The organism is Microbulbifer aggregans (assembly GCF_020524005.1).
In the GTDB taxonomy this organism is placed as follows: domain Bacteria; phylum Pseudomonadota; class Gammaproteobacteria; order Pseudomonadales; family Cellvibrionaceae; genus Microbulbifer; species Microbulbifer aggregans_A.
This window is the reverse complement of sequence record NZ_JAIVKK010000003.1, coordinates 355,770-373,455: the sequence shown is the minus strand read 5'-3', so window position 1 is coordinate 373,455 and position 17,686 is coordinate 355,770. Positions and strand designations below refer to the sequence as shown.

The following is a 17,686-nucleotide window of genomic DNA, read 5'->3' as shown; positions in this document are numbered from 1 at the left end:
CCGAATCATTCGCCTGCAAGCAGGCTCCTACGGTAAAGACCAGAATTTTATCCGCCGGTTAACTCCGGCGTGAAACGGAAGAAAGATGCCAAAACGCACAGACATTAAAAGTATTCTGATCATCGGTGCCGGCCCCATCGTTATCGGCCAGGCCTGTGAATTCGACTACTCCGGTGCCCAGGCCTGTAAGGCACTGCGCGAAGAGGGGTACCGGGTAATCCTGGTGAACTCCAACCCCGCCACCATCATGACAGATCCATCCATGGCCGATGCGACCTACATTGAGCCGGTGGAATGGAAGACCGTAGCCAAGATCATTGAAAAAGAACGCCCCGATGCGATCCTGCCCACCATGGGCGGTCAGACGGCGCTGAACTGCGCCCTGGCGCTGGACAAGCATGGCGTACTGAAAGAATTTGGCTGTGAGCTGATCGGCGCGGACAAGAACGCGATCGAGAAAGCGGAAGACCGCGACCTGTTCGACAAGGCGATGAAAGCCATCGGCCTGGAGACTCCGCGCGCGAAGATCGTGCACTCCATGGAAGAGGCGAAGAAGGTACCGGAAGAGTTCGGTTTCCCGGTGATTATCCGCCCGTCTTTCACCATGGGTGGCTCCGGTGGTGGTGTGGCCTACAACTGGCCGGAGTTCGAGGAAATCTGCAAACGCGGCCTCGACCTGTCCCCCACTAACGAACTGCTGATCGACGAATCCCTGCTCGGCTGGAAAGAGTACGAGATGGAGGTGGTTCGCGATAAGAACGACAACTGCATCATCGTCTGTGCCATCGAGAACTTCGACCCGATGGGCGTGCACACCGGTGACTCCATTACCGTGGCGCCGGCACAGACCCTGACCGACAAGGAATACCAGCTGATGCGTAATGCATCCATCGCGGTATTGCGTGAGATCGGCGTGGAAACCGGTGGTTCCAACGTGCAGTTCGGTATGGATCCGAAGACCGGCCGCATGGTCGTGATCGAAATGAACCCGCGGGTATCCCGCTCTTCTGCACTGGCCTCCAAGGCTACCGGCTTCCCGATCGCCAAGGTCGCGGCCAAGCTGGCAGTGGGTTACACCCTGGATGAGCTGCAGAACGACATCACTGGCGGTGCAACCCCGGCGTCCTTCGAGCCGTCCATCGACTACGTTGTTACCAAGATTCCGCGCTTCACCTTCGAGAAGTTCGGTGAAGCCGATGCGCGCCTGACCACCCAGATGAAGTCTGTGGGTGAGGTTATGGCGATTGGACGTAACTTCCAGGAATCCCTGCAGAAAGCCCTGCGCGGCCTGGAAGTGGGCTCCTTCGGTTTCGAGCCGAAACTGGATGCAGCGGAAGTGGGCTCTGTAGAGCGCCTGCGCCGCGAGCTGTCTGTGGCCGGCGCCGAGCGTATCTGGTACGTGGGCGATGCCTTCCGCATGGGCATGAGCGTTGACGAAGTGTATGAACTCTCCGGCATCGACCCCTGGTTCCTGGTGCAGATCAAGGAACTGATGGATATCGAAGAGCCGCTGAAGTACATGCCGACTTCCGCGCTCGACGCCAAGACCATGCGCTTCCTCAAGCGCAAGGGCTTCTCCGACAAGCGCCTGGCAGACCTGCTCGGCGTGAGCCAGAAGACTGTGCGCGAATTCCGCCACAAGATGGGCGTATTCCCTTCATACAAGCGTGTGGATACCTGTGCGGCCGAGTTCGCCACGAGCACCGCTTACATGTACTCCACGTACGATGAAGAGTGTGAGTCCGAGCCTTCTGACAAGAAGAAAATCATGGTTCTGGGTGGTGGCCCGAACCGCATTGGCCAGGGTATCGAGTTTGACTACTGCTGCGTACACGCGGCACTGGCGATGCGCGAAGACGGTTACGAGACCATCATGGTCAACTGTAACCCGGAGACCGTTTCCACCGACTACGACACTTCCGACCGCCTCTACTTCGAGCCCGTAACTCTGGAAGATGTGCTGGAAATCGTACGCAAGGAAAAACCGGAAGGCGTCATCGTACAGTTCGGTGGCCAGACTCCGCTGAATCTGGCGCGTTTCCTGGCGGCCGAAGGTGTGCCGATCATCGGTACCACCCCGGAACAGATCGACCGTGCGGAAGACCGCGAGCGCTTCCAGCAGATGATTATGCGCCTTGGCCTCAGGCAGCCTCAGAACGCCATCGTGCGTTCCGAGTTTGAAGCCATTCAGCGTGCCAAAGAAGTGGGTTACCCGCTGGTTGTACGTCCTTCCTACGTACTGGGTGGCCGCGCGATGGAGATCGTTTACAAAGAAGACGAACTCAAGACCTACATGAAAGAAGCGGTGGAAGTCTCTGACGAGGCACCGGTACTGCTGGATCACTTCCTGCACTCCGCCATCGAAGTGGACATCGACGCAGTTTCCGACGGTAAGGATGTGGTGATCGGTGCGATCATGCAGCACATCGAGCAGTGCGGCGTACACTCCGGTGACTCCGCGTGCTCCCTGCCGCCGTACAGCCTGCCTGCAGACGTACAGGACAAAATGCGCGAACAGGTGAAAGCCATGGCGCGTGAACTGGGCGTCGTGGGCCTGATGAACACCCAGCTGGCCTACCAGGACGGCGAGATCTACGTGATCGAGGTGAACCCGCGCGCTTCCCGTACTGTACCGTTTGTCTCCAAATGCATAGGCACCTCGCTGGCGAAAATCGCTGCGCGTTGCCAGGCCGGTGTGAGCCTGGCGGATCAGGGTTTTACCGCGGAAATTGTGCCGGACTACTACTCCGTTAAGGAATCGGTATTCCCGTTCAACAAGTTCCCGAAAGTCGACCCGATCCTCGGCCCGGAAATGAAATCCACCGGTGAGGTCATGGGTGTGGGCGAAACCTTCGCTGAAGCTTTTGACAAGAGCCTGCTGGGCGCCGGCGATGCACTGCCGGAATCCGGGAAAGTGTTCATTTCCGTGCGTGATGTGGACAAGCCCGGTGTGGTGGACGTAGCACGCGAGCTCTCCAAGCTTGGTTTCGAGCTTGTGGCAACCCGCGGTACCGCCAAGGTCTTGAAAGATGCCGACATTACCGTTACAACGGTGAACAAGATGAGCGAAGGCCGGCCGCATATCGTCGATATGATCAAGAACGACGAGATTGCACTGGTGGTGAATACCACCGAAGGCCGTCAGGCGATTCGTGACTCTGCCGATATTCGTCGCAGCGCCGAAAATCATCAGGTCTGCTACACCACCACCCTGGCCGCAGCTCGCGCTATGGCTATGGCGATGGAAAATGCAGAACCACTGAAGGTTCGTCGACTGCAGGATCTGCACCAGCGCGTCGTGCGCCTGCAGGGCTGATAGAGAACTTGTTGCCGGCCACCTCCCGGGGTGGCTTATTCATAAAGCTCTGCCTGATGGCAGAGCTTTTTCGTTGAAGAAACACTGATAAAAAACACTGAGATTCTGGAGGTTCCCTTGAACCGCGTACCAATGACCGTTGAAGGCGCAGAGACCCTGCGCGCAGAACTGGAAGACCTGAAAAAAGTACAGCGCCCGGCTGTAGTGCAGGCGATTGCCGAAGCCCGTGAACACGGCGACCTGAAAGAAAACGCCGAATATCACGCTGCTCGGGAAAAACAGGGTTTTATCGAAGGTCGCATCCAGGATATCGAAGCCAAGCTTTCCATGGCACAGGTTATCGACGTCAAAGCGATTGAGCCGACCGACAAAGTGATTTTCGGTACCACCGTGACGATTATCCATATGGAAAACGATGCGGAAGTGACTTACAAGATCGTCGGCGATGACGAAGCGGATGTGAAAAACCACAAGATTTCTGTGAATTCACCGATTGCCCGTGCATTGATCGGTAAAGAGGTTGGAGACATCGTGGTAGTGAATACCCCATCCGGTTCGGTGGAGTACGAGATTGATGCGGTAGAGCATCTCTGAGCCGGTGTTCGGCAGCAATTAAAAAAGGGCGGCCAGATGGCCGCCCTTTTTTTTTCAGCCGGGTACTTATTGCACCACAACCGCTGTGTGGCCGATACCAACCTGTGACTGCACTGAAGTCTCGAGAAGACCGGTTTGTGAAACCAGGGCCTTGTTAAAGGCGCCGTTCTGGCCAACGAATGCATCGTGCCCAATGCCAAGCTGGTGCACATTGGTGTAGTTGAGCAGCCCGTTCTGGGACACCATAACGTTGTTAAGCAGCCCATACTGGCCGACATGCGCCTTGTTCGCCCAGCCGAACTGTGAAACAGCAGCGATGTTCACAATGCCCACCTGCTCCACATCCATGCTGTTAAAGCCGCCATTGGCCTGCAGCATAGTCAGGACGTTGCTATATCCGGCCTGGGTGGCATGCATACTGTTGGCCAGGCCATCCTGGGTGCCGGTAGCACTCGACCCAATGCTCAGCACCTGTGAAATACTGCCGTGGTTGAATGCGCCCGACTGAGTGAGCATTGCATCATTGCCCACGCCGAGTACCTGATAGATTGATCCGTTGTTACCGAGGCCGGATTGCTGAACCAGTGCGGTACTACCGAGTTGGGCCGTCTGTGAAATGTGGGCTTTGTTGAACCAGCCACTTTGGCCAGTGATGGCCATATTGCCCGCACCGAAGCTTTGCTGCACGGATGAGTAGTTAAATGCGTCACTTTGCTGCTGGTTGATCAGGCTGCCATATTCTGCAGACTGAGTCGCGTGTGCATTGTTGAAGAAGCCGGATTGATTCTGAAGGATTCCGTTGTTGATGGTAAAGAATCCAGCCTGGGTTGCGGTGGCACTGTTGCCTACGCCGCTCTGGGTTTGTTCCGCATAGTTACCGCCGGCAAACGCGGCGCCACTGGCGCTGAGTAGAAGGGCTGCTGCGATCGGGGTTAACGTCTTCATGAGTGTCTCCATTACTGCATTGGGTTTCGGACGTCGAAGGAATATCAGCAAAGTCACGCCGATATTGGATGGCACTAGACCAGTACCATATGGGGTGCACGGCTTAGTTCACGGGTAGTGAAAATGCAATTGTGATGAATGTGTTCAGGATAGGGAGAGAGTGAGGGTTGCGCGATAACGTTGAGTTTTTTTCGCGTAATAGCTCGGATCATGTGAAAACTTCCCTGTAACTGCATTGGGTCGTGAATAATGTTCCGTCGTATATAGAGTCTCGCTGCTTTTTTGGCGCTCTTCCATAGGAGGGAAGTAGTGAAGATCTAGGAGTAAAGTACTGATTTTTGAGCTGAAACGATGTGTGGGGCTAATTTAAATTCGATATGTTTTGCCATTAATGGATCGGACCAGATGTTGATTTGCGTATTGGACTTTGAAATGAAAAAGCCCCGCAAAGGCGGGGCTGTGAAAGTATTTTAATAGTCAATTCAAAACCTGAATTCCAGGCTTTGTATCACCAGATTCCCTGAAGTACCTGCAGGATACTTGTCATGCTGCAACCACTGCCTGCGGATACGCTGATCGGTGTAACCCCGTCGCCAAGGTACATCTTGTTACACTCGCGAATAAGCCACTCACCTTCGTAAGAGAATAGTGTTGCCGCCGGTGAGGCCGGTCTCGGTCTGTAATTGCCGCCGATGGAAACCAGAGCCGGTAAGAATGCTCTTCGCTCGAAGATGAACGGGGGCTCTGAGGAGTAGTGATCGTCCAGTGTTTTTAGGTAGGAGACCAGCGCTGCTTCGTCCTCCGCGTTCAAGTTTAGATCGCCTATCAGGGTTCCTCTAGTGAGGTTATTCGTGAATTCTGGCACCGGCCAGCAGTTATTCGCCAATGCGTATTCTTCCGTTAATAGCTCGGGAAGAAGCGGCGTGGGGCATACTGGCTTTGTACTGGCCGTGTTGTAAAAATTTACCACGGTCTCAATACTTTTGAAGAAACCATTGTGCATATACGCCTTACTTAATTCAGGCGAAAGCCCTTTTGTCAGGTTCCTCAGTGAGGGGCTGCGGAAACCACCGTTGGGAACGGCCGGCATATGCGTTCGGTTAAGCCCAGAATCTTCACCCTCTGGAACAGGGATCTGTGGATTATAGGGAACGCCGATGTTGTGGTATGCGTGATCTGCATAGGTTTGTAACAGCTCAGAGCCGTCGTCGCCCAGGCTGAAGAACGGAGGGGTAAATACGGGGGTTGTGGGCGTGTTGCTGTGGCAGAAGGCGCAAGCCGCCGCCGGAATGCTCCGGTCAGGATTACTTACGCCGAGGTTGCCGGCAAAGTGTGGCACGTTATAGAACATATCATGCCCAAAATTTTCTGCGTCTGTCAGCAATAGTAACGGAAATTTACCGGCCTCCGATTTTCCGTTACCGCTCTCCATGATCTCGTAGGAGAGCTCTTCACAGAACTCCATATCGTAGAACTCTGCATGGCCGGGCTCAACACAGGCAAGCTCCGATCTGAGCGCAAAGTCTCGCTTGGAAGTGAATGAATTGATATCCCAGCTGTGTTGGAAAGCACCAACAGCCAGCATCAGTCGTCGGAACGATATGTTGTAGTGCGTAAATCCCGGATATTTATAGGGGCTGGCTTCTGTGTAGCGGCAATCGATCTCCTTGCCAAATGCCACTTTAAACAGGGTTCGATACTCAGATGCGGCAACGCGCTTGCAGACATCTTCTTCGGCGACATTCTGCTCGACAATACTCGGCATCGGGTTCAGGGCCTGATCTGACGTTGGGCCGAAGTATTTGCTATAGGCGGTAATTTGGGGGCTTTCAATATCGTAGAAAACCTCTGCGTCCAGGTGCGGCGCGGGAAATGTACCATCGGCTGCAAAATCAGGAATCTTCCCTTCGGACCGTCCATCCCAGAAATTCCCACCGCAATACGGGCTGAGCAGGGTGTTGGGTTTGCAGTCTGGGCTGAACGGCGGGACGAAGCTCGCATACATATTTGTAATCGCTCTGCGCGTTCCGACCCCGCCATTTGCACCAGGAACTACAACCGTGGTTGCATTAATATCAGAGAAAGCACTGGTGCCACCGGCGGAAGGTTCATGACAGGAAACGCAGCCTTGGTTCCCCTTCGGGTTGGACAGCTCCGTATCATAAAAGACATGTTTACCAAGAAGTTTTAGGGCCAGATCCCTCACATGTTCCTCTTGCTGTGCCAAAGCGCCCTGGCTGAATAGAAATGGCAGAAGCGAAGTGGAAGAAATGAAAAGTATCTGTCGAAATTTGAATCTTTCACGATTCATGATCGTCTCCTTGATAAAACTCAGTCATGTGACTTTGCACGGTTTCCACCCCGATTACTGAGATCCGGGTACCCCCGGTTTTCTCTGCATGTAGCGCAGATCAAACAGCTCACCAGTGACGATGTTTAAATCCGGCAAGCGATTCCGCCTGGTCTTATAAAGAATAGCGCTAGCGGCCATATTTTAATCGTAGAAAAGAATGAGTCGTCTGGTGCAGGTGTGGTTAATAAAAATTAATTTTTTACGACTTTTTCTAAATTTTCTGTTCTGATTTTTTTGGGGAGGTTTGAGCTGGCGAAATTCAGGTCGGCGGTTGGAAGTATCTGGAGGTTTAAATGGGGGAGGGGGAGTTAAAAACGGTGCGGAAGGTTGGAGTGATACCGCACCGTTTTGGTGATTGTTAGTTTATTGAGAAATGATCGCAGTATTTCCCGAGCCTACTTGATGGATAATGGCCGTTTCGGAAAGTCCATACTGTGATACCCAGGCGTTGTTCATACTTCCCACTTGAGTGACGATAGCCGTGTGCCCACCACCGCCAAACTGGAGAATGTCAGCCCGGTTATGCATGCCATCCTGGGTGACCACGGCATGGTTGTACCAGGAAACCTGTGTGATGTAGGCATGGTTACCATAACCACTTTGCATGATATCCGCTTCATTATGTACACCGCCCTGCTCGATTGAGGCCGTGTTCATAGAGCCACTTTGGGTCATGCTCGCAATATTGCCTGAGCCACCCTGCAGAATATTGCCGTAGTTACCTGTGCCGCTTTGATAGATATGGGCCTCAGAATCAATACTGGCGTACTGGCCGATATGGGCGTTGTGTACAGATCCCGTTTGCTGAATTACCGCAATATTTCCGGAACCTGCCACTTGGTAGATTTCGGCGTGGTTGTGTGAGCCACTTTGGCGAATCACCGCCTCGCTGTACTGCGTTTGCAGTTGGAAAGTGCTCGCACTATTGGCATAGCCTGACTGCTCGGTGCGACTTACATTGTGATAGCCACCGCTTTGTAGCGTATACGTATCATTCAGTGCGCCAGACTGCGTTTGATAAATATGACTTTGAAACTCGGATATCTGAACAGCTATGGCATTGTTGTGTACGTCAGATTGGTCCTGAACGATGACATTACCGTGTGCATATGCATCGGATTGATCTGCCATTGCAGTATTGTCGATGCCACTTTGATAGATAGTGGAGCTGTTCTCTTCTGCAAGCGTAGTGGCGCTTACCGCTAACAGTGCAGCCGTCAATACAATTGTGGACTTCATTCGCTGCTCCTCTACTGCGTACTACAAAGGACGTTGTAACGTAAGATGAGCAGCGGTAATGCTGCTCATCTTCTTTTCTGCTGTCGGGTCTACTGAGAGCTATAAGCGGTATTGTGGAGGCCATGCTGGAATTTGGTTGCTACATCAAACAGACCGACCTGGTGAGTGTCGGCCACATTACCTGCGCCGATTTGAAGCGTGGAGGCTTGCAGCCCGATACCATATTGTGACGTACTGGCATCGTTACACAGACCGAGCTGAACGGTACTTTGCATATTGTAAATACCGTCCTGGTTGACACTGGCCATATTGAATATGCCCCCCTGAATTACAGAGGAAGAGTTGAGCAGGCCGCTCTGGTAAACATCGGCAACGTTGTACAGCCCGATTTGCAGAATATTCGAATCGAGATACTCACCCCACTGCATCGTCTCGGCATGGTTTCCGTCGAAATATTGGGTGGTAGTAGCGGTTGAATGGCTGCTCAGCAACTGCGAAGTACTTTGCGTATTACCGTCGCCTTCCTGCAGTACCGTAGCCCTGTTGGCGTAACCACCGGTTTGGTTAATGAATGAAAGGTTGTAGTGGCCAAACTGGTCAGTGGATGCCCGGCTTTCGACCTCATAGGTTTGGGTGGTGGCTGAGGTGTTGTACACCCCGACCTGGGTGGTGTGAATTATGTTGAAGGCGCCACCGGCCTGAAAATCATAGGCACCGTTATAGGTACCGTATTGATCCTGATAAATTCTGCTCCAGAATTCGAAGTCCTGTGATGCATACGCTTGGTTGAGATCGCCATATTGGCCCTGCTCGATCTTGTTAAACCAAGTGCCAAAACCAGTCTGGTAGGACTCGGCGTGGTTACCAAAGCCACCCTGGTGCTGCAAAGATTGGTTGCCGCCGGCAAATGCGGCGCCACTTACCGCGAACAGTACAGCTGCGGCGATCGGGGTAAACGTCTTCATGAGTTGCTCCTTTACTACAGACGTTAAAAAATCAGCATCCCTTGCTGATCGATGATGGAACTGATGTCAGTACCATTCCTGCTGGTTATACGGCTTACCGCCTGGCCAAGTGACGAGCTCGGCAGAGCGGATGGCGCGTATATCCAAAATCTGGCGGTGCTATCGATTTCCTTGTGTGAAGTACAAGCACATTGATCAATAACTAACCTTGGTGGTATTGAGTTTTGACGTTGTACTGAGGTGTCGCTATAGGAGATAAGTCACTAAACCCTAGGAAAAAAGTATATTTTTTGAACGTTTTTGGGATGTATACGCCAGCGTCCTGTCTGAAGCTGGAACTATTGGCATACGGGTCTGCGTGGTCGCAGAGGTTCCAGTTTTGGAAATGGAAAAGGGTGGAAGGAGTGCGCGCCGATTTGATGGGGTTTGCGTCGAAAGCTGTAGGTGGCTCTCGTTTTCAGGGAGCTATTTGCGCCGGAAAAGATGGGGGGAGGCGCCCTTAGGGTGCGTTTAGAGGGGTGTGTGAGAGATCAGACTCTATTGAGAGAGCGATACGTTATTGCCATAACCGCTTTGGCTGACGATGGCAGTCGAGGCGTTCCCCTGCTGGTGTATGCCAATAGCATTCAGGCCACCTGATTGGGTGGTAACGGCATGGTGGCTACCACCGACACCATAGGTGCCGGCCTGCTCGATCATTACGGAATTGAAACTGCCGGTTTGAATAGCGCTGGCAGCGTTATAAGAATCGGCCTGGAGGATTGAACTCTGGTTGCCAAAGCCGCTCTGCAGGCTGTCGACTTTATGGGTATATCCGGTTTGAGTACTTGTTGACTGGTTGTAATCGCCTGCCTGATCAATACTCACCAGGTTGCCGTAGCCACTTTGCGTTGTAGCAGCCTTATTGTCATTGCCGAATTGCTCCAGCCAGGCGAGAGATTCGAAGCTGTTGTATTGCTGTACGGCACTCCGGTTCTGTATCCCCCGCTGCAGGATCTGCGCGTGATTTCCAATACCGAGTTCCTGGTCCACCGCGGCTCGATTCTGAAAGCCTCCCTGGCGGGTTGTCGCCTGACTATCGACGGAAGCCGTCTGGCGGCTGGTGGCGTCATTGAATGTGCCGACCTGAAAAATGGAAATAGTATTGGCCGTTCCATACTCCTGCAATGCATTGGCATCATTCAAGTTGCCGTCCTGGAACTGCACAAGGGTACTGTCTGCTTCCTGGTCCTGGCGCGATTGTGCTGTATTGCGAAAGCCGGTTTGCTTGAGTGTTACCGCCTTATCATCGGTTAATGCACTTGCCTCCTGCAGTGCCCGCAGCACCTCTGGATCGTCCTGGTCGTGAACGGCTGGCGGCTCACCCAATGCGTAGCCCCCCAGGCAGCCTGCCAATAGCGCGGTGATAACCTGAGAGAACTTTCCCGGTTTGGGCCGGTAATTCGGTTTATGGTGCGATACTGCGTTAGTCATACTGTTTCACAATGGTGGTCAGCGATGCGCCGGTCTGTTTTACCGCCGTATGTAGTCCATTACCGCTCTGGTAAATACTGACTTCGTTATAGGCGCCAACCTGACTGACCTTGGCTGTATTTTGATAGCCGTACTGCGCGATATCCACCGAGTTTCCGTAGCCGGTTTGCTGGAGCAATATCAGGTTTTCATAACCGACCTGTATCAGGGCCGCGACATTAACATCACCCAGTTGCTTGGACGTCGCTGAATTCTGGTTACCGGACTGAATTACATACAAAACATTCTGTTGTCCATTCTGCAGCGCGGACAAAAAATTCACGACACCGTACTGGCGGGCAGACACCTGGTTTAAATTGCCCTGCTGGTCAATGATGGCCAGGTTTGCAGCCCCCGAGCCGTGCAACCGGTCGAGTTCGTCAACGCTGGAAATATCCTCGGCCAGAGTTGCCTCCTGGGCAACTGACGTCAAGTGAAAAAGCGCGCATACCAGAGCCAGTAGCCAGCCTGTTATGTTGCTCGTTTTATGTGGTGACATGGATGGCAGTGCCCGTGCTCACATGAAAGTGGTTGGTTCGTTCAGGTAGTACTGGATTACGGGGCTATTGATATCTTCCGGGTTTTGCAGCGCCCAGGAGTTATTTACGATGCCCTCGGTAATCAGGTGTATCACCGCTGATTCCATGGCCGACAGTGTGGCCAGCTGCGCGGGTTCGTTGGTGGTTGTGCCTACCTCAATTTCCAGCAAGCGTTTGAATTTCACATAGCGGAAAACATCTGCCCCGATAGCCTTCGAATAAACGGTTTTTGAGGTTAATACGCTGTGCAAAACGCGGCCGGAGCGAATATCGATAGCCCGCAGGTTCACGGTTACCTGGTCTACCCGGTATTGCTCGTCTGCACCGATGCCGAAGTAACGGGCGCCGGCGCCGCCGGTGCGGATATTGGTGTCATAGGCAACAATACCGCCTTCGAGCAGCACATTGGCGGCAACCAGAGATGGCAGCATAACGTTGTTTTCCGGCACGTCAGGTTTTGCCAGGGCGGCGCGTATGATTTTGCGTTCCGTGAGAAGGTTTTGCAGTCCTTCGCGTTCGAGCGGAATAAACCAGCCCGATTCATTCAATACATCCATCAACATGGATGCTGCCCCCTGGGTGACAGCGGTGGAAAAGCTGCTTGCGGGCGAGGGCTTGTATTGGCCGGTCTGGTCTCTGAAGTTATACACCGCAGCAAGGATTTTGCCTTTCGGTTGCGGCAGGCTCACCAGGTCTCTATAGGTGTTGTTCCTGGGGGTCAGCTGGGCCTCACTTTTACCGGGCCCGAATAGGGCATCACCGGTATTTTTTACCGCTGTACAGCCGCTCAGGAGGGTTGCGACCGAAAAAGCGACAGCCGCGATCTTGTGACCTGTAATACGCATCACGCTTGTCTCCAGTATTATTCGCAATTATTCAGTATTCTGGGTCAGTCCGGATGCATCTTGGTGGACTGGTTTTCGCTATTAGTTAGTGGGGTTCAGCCCACTCACAATCACCTCACTGGTATCCCCAGTCTCCCGGTCAGTGATCAACACCGTCAGAACGCCATCGTTATCCACAATCTGTACGATGAAGTCATCGGTGATCAGTTCCCCGCTATTGCCGTTCCCCACATCCGTCAGAAGCTGGTTGAGCAGCCGTGTTTCCAGTGAATCCGTAAAGCGATCCAGCGCGCTGGGTTGTTCGTACAGGCTGTCCAGCTGATCCGGATCTTCGTTGTCGTCCTGCGACTGTGCGTTGGAGATCAGGTAAGTACCATTCAGCGGGTTGCCGCCAAAATTGGGGTTGGTGGGCTCATAAACCAGCTCGCTGGCAAAGGTGTTGCCTGCGGCCAGACTGAATACCAGAGCGGGTATCCAGAGGAATCCGTTACTTATTGTTCGTTTCATCAGAGTTCGTCCTTGCCTAAATCGAAGTGGTCCGTAAATGCCTGGCGGAGCTTTTCCTGCAGCACCATTTCATGAATCATTCTCGAAGCGTCTTCAGCCAGTGCGCGTATGTTGTTGGTACTGGGGCTGATAAAGCGCCGGAAAACAACTTTGTTGTTGTAAGTAATCCAGATCAGGTTGCCCCACCTTGCCGAGGGGCGTTCCTCTATCGTGAGGTTGTAGTTACTGTCTGGAAAATTGAGATTTCGGTATTCACTCATAAAGCGGGCAAAGTCATGACCAGTACGGGTTATGGTCTGGTCGATATTGAAGCCGCTAATTTCATCTTCTATACGCCCGCTGTCATTTGATGACGGGCCTGCCGCGCTGTCTTCCAGTGCCGTCATGTCGTCGTCTGCTGCCAGAGCCGTGCCGGGCGCTAATACCAGCAGCAGAGCCACCAGGGCAAACTTCATATACGCTCGGCCTGTAAATGCATTTTTGCCCAGTTGCTCGCTTGTAACCGATTTTTAACCCCAATCTTCCGGAATATGTTGTACATGTGATTTTTTACGGTGTGTTCGCTCAGGTGCAGCCGAGACGCGATAATGCTGTTTGCGTCGCCTGTGGTCAGGTGTGCCAGAATTTCCTGTTCACGCTTGGTGAGGAGAAGTCGGCCTTTCCCTGTTGCTTCACCCTTGTTTCTGGTGTTCTGTAGGGCAGACCCAAGCTTGCCAAGCAGGTCTTGCTGGCTGCTTCTGTTGTCACAGAGAAACGTGAATTTCCTTTCTTCCAGCGGACGGCTGAGGGCTGTGGGCATATCCGCTGGGAAGTTGATCAGTAGAACCCTGGGATGAATCAGGTTCTTCAGATAGATGAATTCCGCGCTCGGGATGGATTTTGATGTCAGTGAAAGACAGTCGACTATGACCGCTTCATAGACGTTGAGACAGTGTTTCTGTTTTCCGAACTCTGCTTTTTCCCACTCTACCGGTAGTGACTCGGAAATCAGTGAAAACAGTAAGTCCCCGTGAAGGCCCGAATCGCTTAGAAAGAGAATCGGCATAGATAACCCCATGTTTGACCCGTGTAGCTCTCAAGAAGATGTATCTATCCCCGGGCTTGCCGTTAAAAGCAGCTTTCCCGGTTATTCCATTTTTGGACATACTTAGCGGCTGGTACTGAGGCTGTTTTAAATCTTCTGCCAGTAGGTGTATCAGCTGGATTAAGTGGAAAATCTCATTACTTGAGAAATTTGTATGGAGTGTAGTAGTGATTGATACGTCTGCCGCAAACTCAGGTGACAGACGTTCATGATTTTTTGGACTTAGAAAAAGAATTTTTAATGCATAAAAACTCAGAAAAACCCGTTCTTAGAATATTGGGTAATATTTGTCGCTTCCGCCGCTGTCTGGCGTTCAGGTACACTCGTTGTTACAGGGCATTGCACCCGAGTCGTGGTTTACCGGGTGGACTGTGTTCAATCCGGAATGTGAATGCATAAAAAGGTGAACTTTTGCATTGTCTCTTTGAAGCTCGCTGGTTATTAATTGGGCTGGCGCTGTTGGTGACGGCAGGATGTGGAGAGCACGAGCCTACGGCGTTGGGCACCCTGGAATGGGACCGCATTGCCCTGCCGGCGCCCGCTGCGGAAAAAATCATCGAAGTGCGGGTGCGCGAAGGTCAGCGGGTGGCAGCTGGCGAGGTGGTTCTGGCGCTCGATCCGCGGCAAACCCGCGCGCAGCTGCAGGCTGCAGAGGCTGAGGTTGCGCGTCAGCGTGCAGCGCTGGCGGAATTACAGGCCGGGCCGCGGGTAGAGGAAATAAAACGCGCTGAGGCGAGTCTCGCCGCAGCGGAGGCCGAAGCGGTGGATCGCCAGGCGGATTACCGCCGGTTTAAAGATCTTGGCGGGAAAAACTTTGTCTCTAAATCCGATGTCGATGGCGCGCGTGCTGCTGCCGAAAGTGCCCAGGCACAGGTTCGGGCGGCGCGCGAACAGCTGTTGGAATTGCAGCGAGGCTATCGGATTGAGGAGATTGAGCAGGGGCAGGCGGCCCTGCAGCAGGCCATCGCGCAGACAGAGGCCCTGAGAGTAATTCTGGAAAAGCTTGTGGTGCGTGCGCCACGGGCCGGCCTGGTAGACAGTATCCCCTTCAAACTGGGGGATGAGGCGCCAATTGGGGCATCACTGGCCGTTTTGCTTACCGGCGCTACGCCCTATGCTCGGGTGTATATTCCCCAGCCCATGCGCGCCGGTGTCAAGCGTAACCAGCGTGCAGTGGTATTTCTTGCGGGTAGTGAAAAAGGTTACCCGGGGCGGGTGCGGATGGTGCGGGATGATCCGAGCTTCACTCCGTATTACGCTCTTACCGGAGATGATGTGGCGCGCCTCAGTTATATCGCAGAAATCCAGCTGCAAAAGAACGCAGTAGACCTTCCGGCCGGGTTGCCGTTGAGGGCCGAATTTCTTCCCGGAATAGCCGAAGTACCTGAGCCAGAGGTGACAGAGGAGATATTGCCAGCTCTCGAAGCCGGTAGTGCGGATACCGTACCGTCCATAGAAGATACCGAGAACGTGTCAGCAGGCTTACAGGAGCAGAGGCGCGAGGAGGCTGAACAGGATCTTCCCGCGGCGGGTACATCCAAATGACCGAGACCGGGCGGGGTAGCACATCAGATATTGCCATCCGCGCCAGGGGGCTGAGCAAGGCATTCGGCAGCCTGAAAGCAGTGGACGATGTCGACCTTACCGTAGCGCACCGCAAGATTTATGGCTTCCTGGGGCCCAATGGCTCGGGTAAGTCCACCAGCATCCGTATGCTCTGCGGCCTGCTCACCCCGACTGCGGGGGAGATCGAGGTATTGGGTTTTTCCATCCCCGCCGAGGCAGAAGCGCTGCGCCAGCATATTGGCTATATGACTCAGCAATTTTCCCTGTTTACCGATCTTTCCGTGCGGGAAAACCTCGAATTCCTGGCGGCCGTGCAGAATATGTCGCGCCGCGCAGCGCGCGAGCGGATTGAGGAGTTGATTGAGGAATACCATTTTTCCGGCCGTGCCGATCAGCTGGCTGGGACCATGAGCGGTGGTCAAAAGCAGCGACTGGCACTGGCCGGTGCGGTTATCCACAAACCCGAATTACTGTTTCTCGACGAGCCCACCAGCGCGGTGGACCCGGAATCGCGCCGTGACTTCTGGGAGAAGCTGTTCGAATTGACTGATGGTGGCACCACCATCCTGGTCTCTACCCACTATATGGATGAAGCGGAGCGCTGCCACAAGCTTGCGATTCTCGACCGCGGGCGCCTGGTCGCCGATGGCAGCCCGGCCGAACTGACCGGCGGGCTGGAAGGCCGCACATTACTCGTGGAAACGGACCAACAACGCAGCGCGAAGCGCGCGATCGTCTCGGTGCCGGGTGTTATCAGTGCTGCCCAGATTGGCAACAGCCTGCGGGTACTGGGAGAACCGGAGAGAGACTGTAGTGAGGATATCCGCTGCGCCCTGAAATCCGCCGGCATCCGGGGTACGGTCAGTACCATCGAGCCCAGCCTGGAAGACGTGTTTGTCGCGGTAACCCAGAAGCAGCCGGCACGCGACGGTGGAGAGACTGGAAGATGAACCTGCGCCGACTGTATGCCGTTCTGATCAAGGAGTTCCGCCAAATGCGGCGGGACCGAATGACGCTGGCGATGATTATCGGTATTCCCATCATGCAGCTGATCCTGTTCGGCTACGCCATCAACCTGAACCTGCGACACCTGCCCGCGGCCATTGCCGACGAGGCCGGTACCAGTGCCTCGCGGCAGATGGTGATGGATATGTTGGCCACGGGGGTGATCGATCCGGTAGCGGACGCACGCACCCCGGAAGACCTGATGGAGTTAATACGCCGCGGCGAGATCAGTGTGGGCGTCGCGGTCCCGTTTGATTACGAACGCCGCCTGGCAGTGGGGGATCAGGCGGTACAGATTTTGGTGGATGGCAGCGATACGGTAGTGCAGAGTGCGGCAGCGCAACTGGCGCAGATGCCGATCGCGTTACCACCGCCGGAAAATAATGTCCTGCTTCCCGACCGGCAGAAGTCCATTCCTCTACCTCAGGGGACAGTGAGTGTTGTCAGCTTTTACAATCCTCAGCGAGTTTCTGCGATCAATATCGTCCCGGGGCTGATTGGCATCATCCTCACGATGACCATGGTGATGTTTACGGCGGTGGCGATCGTGCGGGAGCGCGAACGGGGTAATATGGAATTGCTGATCGCCACCCCAGTGAGCAGCGCCGAGCTGATGATCGGCAAGGTTGTGCCCTATGGCCTGATAGGCCTGGTCCAGACCAGCCTGATTCTGTTACTGGGTACCTTACTGTTTCAGGTACCTATTCGCGGCAGTCTACTGGACGTATATATCGCCGCGGTATTGCTGATCCTGGCCAACCTGGCAATGGGACTACTTATTTCCACGCGTGCGCAGTCGCAGTTTCAGGCGATGCAGATGACGTTCTTTGTATTTCTGCCCTCGATACTACTTTCCGGTTTCATGTTTCCTTTCGACGGAATGCCCAAAGCCGCACAATGGCTCGCAGAGATCCTGCCGCTTACCCACTTTCTGCGTTTGATTAGAGGGGTTATGTTGCGAGGGGCTGGGATCTTTGAGCTTTGGCCGGATCTATTGGCTTTGCTTGTGTTTATTGCGTTGATGATGACCTTTGCGATCCTGCGTTTTCGTAAAAGACTGGACTAGCTGGCGCAATTTTCAACCTTAAAAATTAATTTCCCCTCATACCCTATCTCCTAATAGTCAGCATCCGTACTTGCATCACAACTGGCCCATTTATCAAGTGAAATATTCTTAAGCAGTTGGTAGAGTGCGCGGCCATTTCCTCTGAATGAA

15 protein-coding genes are annotated in these 17,686 nt (G+C 53.7%); 5 read left to right on the top strand and 10 right to left on the bottom strand.

What is annotated here, in order from left to right:
• Window positions 1-85: 85 nt before the first annotated feature.
• Together carB and greA are read left to right on the top strand one after the other, a co-directional pair.
• The gene (gene carB / locus LC093_RS06480; protein WP_226663389.1) at window positions 86-3,316 is read left to right on the top strand and encodes a carbamoyl-phosphate synthase large subunit; all 3,231 of its coding nucleotides are present in this window, start codon (window positions 86-88) and stop codon (window positions 3,314-3,316) included.
• Between the two features lie 117 nt (window positions 3,317-3,433).
• Window positions 3,434-3,910 (top strand): transcription elongation factor GreA, encoded by a 477-nt coding sequence (gene greA, locus LC093_RS06475; RefSeq protein ID WP_226663381.1) that lies wholly within the window; start codon window positions 3,434-3,436, stop codon window positions 3,908-3,910.
• Window positions 3,911-3,976: 66 nt separating this feature from the next.
• Here the strand turns inward: greA and LC093_RS06470 are convergent, their stop codons facing one another.
• From LC093_RS06470 to LC093_RS06425, 10 genes are all read right to left on the bottom strand, one after another.
• A complete protein-coding gene (locus tag LC093_RS06470) occupies window positions 3,977-4,855 on the bottom strand; it encodes a hypothetical protein (protein ID WP_226663380.1) in 879 nt (292 codons plus the stop codon).
• A 508-nt stretch (window positions 4,856-5,363) separates the two neighbouring features.
• Complete coding sequence (locus LC093_RS06465; RefSeq protein WP_226663378.1) at window positions 5,364-7,166, bottom strand: cytochrome-c peroxidase; 1,803 nt, start codon at window positions 7,164-7,166, stop codon at window positions 5,364-5,366.
• A gap of 405 nt (window positions 7,167-7,571) precedes the next feature.
• Window positions 7,572-8,447: a hypothetical protein gene (locus LC093_RS06460; RefSeq protein ID WP_226663376.1), complete on the bottom strand. Its 876-nt coding sequence runs from the start codon at window positions 8,445-8,447 to the stop codon at window positions 7,572-7,574.
• Window positions 8,448-8,536: 89 nt separating this feature from the next.
• On the bottom strand, window positions 8,537-9,412 hold the full coding sequence (locus tag LC093_RS06455) for a hypothetical protein (RefSeq protein WP_226663374.1): 876 nt from the start codon (window positions 9,410-9,412) through the stop codon (window positions 8,537-8,539).
• A 537-nt stretch (window positions 9,413-9,949) separates the two neighbouring features.
• On the bottom strand, window positions 9,950-10,885 hold the full coding sequence (locus LC093_RS06450) for a hypothetical protein (protein ID WP_226663373.1): 936 nt from the start codon (window positions 10,883-10,885) through the stop codon (window positions 9,950-9,952).
• On the bottom strand, window positions 10,878-11,423 hold the full coding sequence (locus LC093_RS06445) for a hypothetical protein (RefSeq protein WP_226663371.1): 546 nt from the start codon (window positions 11,421-11,423) through the stop codon (window positions 10,878-10,880). The genes LC093_RS06450 and LC093_RS06445 overlap by 8 nt, the downstream gene beginning before the upstream one ends.
• An 18-nt stretch (window positions 11,424-11,441) precedes the next feature.
• Complete coding sequence (locus tag LC093_RS06440; protein WP_226663819.1) at window positions 11,442-12,308, bottom strand: CsgG/HfaB family protein; 867 nt, start codon at window positions 12,306-12,308, stop codon at window positions 11,442-11,444.
• 81 nt (window positions 12,309-12,389) lie between these two features.
• Window positions 12,390-12,815, bottom strand: a complete 426-nt coding sequence (locus LC093_RS06435) for a curli assembly protein CsgF (protein WP_226663364.1) — start codon at window positions 12,813-12,815, stop codon at window positions 12,390-12,392.
• Window positions 12,815-13,270, bottom strand: a complete 456-nt coding sequence (locus LC093_RS06430) for a curli production assembly/transport protein CsgE (protein WP_226663362.1) — start codon at window positions 13,268-13,270, stop codon at window positions 12,815-12,817. Before LC093_RS06430 ends, LC093_RS06435 begins: the two co-directional genes overlap by 1 nt.
• Entirely contained in the window at window positions 13,267-13,860 is a 594-nt protein-coding gene (locus LC093_RS06425) for a response regulator transcription factor (RefSeq protein WP_226663360.1), read from the bottom strand. Before LC093_RS06425 ends, LC093_RS06430 begins: the two co-directional genes overlap by 4 nt.
• A 450-nt stretch (window positions 13,861-14,310) precedes the next feature.
• Here LC093_RS06425 and LC093_RS06420 point away from each other — a divergent pair, with 450 nt between their 5' ends.
• Genes LC093_RS06420 through LC093_RS06410 form a run of 3 tightly spaced genes read left to right on the top strand, consistent with a single transcriptional unit; the run spans window position 14,311 to window position 17,536 of the window.
• A complete protein-coding gene (locus tag LC093_RS06420; RefSeq protein WP_226663359.1) occupies window positions 14,311-15,444 on the top strand; it encodes an HlyD family secretion protein in 1,134 nt (377 codons plus the stop codon).
• Window positions 15,441-16,415: an ABC transporter ATP-binding protein gene (locus tag LC093_RS06415; protein WP_226663357.1), complete on the top strand. Its 975-nt coding sequence runs from the start codon at window positions 15,441-15,443 to the stop codon at window positions 16,413-16,415. Before LC093_RS06420 ends, LC093_RS06415 begins: the two co-directional genes overlap by 4 nt.
• Entirely contained in the window at window positions 16,412-17,536 is a 1,125-nt protein-coding gene (locus LC093_RS06410; protein WP_226663355.1) for an ABC transporter permease, read from the top strand. The genes LC093_RS06415 and LC093_RS06410 overlap by 4 nt, the downstream gene beginning before the upstream one ends.
• Window positions 17,537-17,686: the final 150 nt, after the last annotated feature.

What these genes read in the sequence shown, in the direction of transcription:
- LC093_RS06460 (WP_226663376.1), bottom strand. Translation starts at nt 8,447, where the DNA reads ATGAAGTCCACAATTGTATTGACGGCTGCACTGTTAGCGGTAAGCGCC.
- LC093_RS06435 (WP_226663364.1), bottom strand. Translation starts at nt 12,815, where the DNA reads ATGAAACGAACAATAAGTAACGGATTCCTCTGGATACCCGCTCTGGTA.
- LC093_RS06425 (WP_226663360.1), bottom strand. Translation starts at nt 13,860, where the DNA reads ATGCCGATTCTCTTTCTAAGCGATTCGGGCCTTCACGGGGACTTACTG.
- LC093_RS06450 (WP_226663373.1), bottom strand. Translation starts at nt 10,885, where the DNA reads ATGACTAACGCAGTATCGCACCATAAACCGAATTACCGGCCCAAACCG.
- LC093_RS06445 (WP_226663371.1), bottom strand. Translation starts at nt 11,423, where the DNA reads ATGTCACCACATAAAACGAGCAACATAACAGGCTGGCTACTGGCTCTG.
- LC093_RS06430 (WP_226663362.1), bottom strand. Translation starts at nt 13,270, where the DNA reads ATGAAGTTTGCCCTGGTGGCTCTGCTGCTGGTATTAGCGCCCGGCACG.
- LC093_RS06440 (WP_226663819.1), bottom strand. Translation starts at nt 12,308, where the DNA reads ATGCGTATTACAGGTCACAAGATCGCGGCTGTCGCTTTTTCGGTCGCA.
- LC093_RS06410 (WP_226663355.1), top strand. Translation starts at nt 16,412, where the DNA reads ATGAACCTGCGCCGACTGTATGCCGTTCTGATCAAGGAGTTCCGCCAA.
- LC093_RS06465 (WP_226663378.1), bottom strand. Translation starts at nt 7,166, where the DNA reads ATGAATCGTGAAAGATTCAAATTTCGACAGATACTTTTCATTTCTTCC.
- carB (WP_226663389.1), top strand. Translation starts at nt 86, where the DNA reads ATGCCAAAACGCACAGACATTAAAAGTATTCTGATCATCGGTGCCGGC.
- LC093_RS06470 (WP_226663380.1), bottom strand. Translation starts at nt 4,855, where the DNA reads ATGAAGACGTTAACCCCGATCGCAGCAGCCCTTCTACTCAGCGCCAGT.
- LC093_RS06455 (WP_226663374.1), bottom strand. Translation starts at nt 9,412, where the DNA reads ATGAAGACGTTTACCCCGATCGCCGCAGCTGTACTGTTCGCGGTAAGT.
- LC093_RS06415 (WP_226663357.1), top strand. Translation starts at nt 15,441, where the DNA reads ATGACCGAGACCGGGCGGGGTAGCACATCAGATATTGCCATCCGCGCC.